The organism is Lactobacillus sp. UMNPBX15 (assembly GCF_002553785.1).
Taxonomy (GTDB): domain Bacteria; phylum Bacillota; class Bacilli; order Lactobacillales; family Lactobacillaceae; genus Lactobacillus; species Lactobacillus crispatus.
The window spans coordinates 1-384 of the sequence record NZ_PCYV01000102.1; the positions used below are offsets into that span (position 1 = coordinate 1).

1 pseudogene is annotated in these 384 nt (G+C 43.5%); it reads right to left on the reverse strand.

The window, feature by feature from the left end:
- Positions 1-384 (reverse strand): annotated as a pseudogene (locus CP366_RS10460) (DNA-directed RNA polymerase subunit beta'); the annotation flags it as partial.

A 384-nucleotide genomic window follows, 5' to 3' on the forward strand; every position in this document is an offset into this window, starting at 1 on the left:
CTGTAATTGTTGCCCGACCTTTAGGATTACGTGCTTCAACAATTTCTTGGATACGTGGAAGACCTTGAGTAATATCATCGTTACCAGCAACCCCACCAGTGTGGAAGTTACGAAGGGTTAACTGAGTACCTGGTTCACCAATTGACTGAGCGGCAACAGTTCCGACAGCTTCACCAGCTTCTACACGGTCACCAGTAGCTGCATTTCGTCCATAACAACGTTCACATACACCATGTTCAGTGTTACAAGTAAATGCTGACCGAATAGTTACTTTCTTTACGCCGGCATCAACAATCTTTTGAGCCATTTCTTCGTCGATAAGGACATTCTTACCAACAATCTTTTCACCAGTCTTAGGATCAAAGACAGACTTCATAGTGTAAC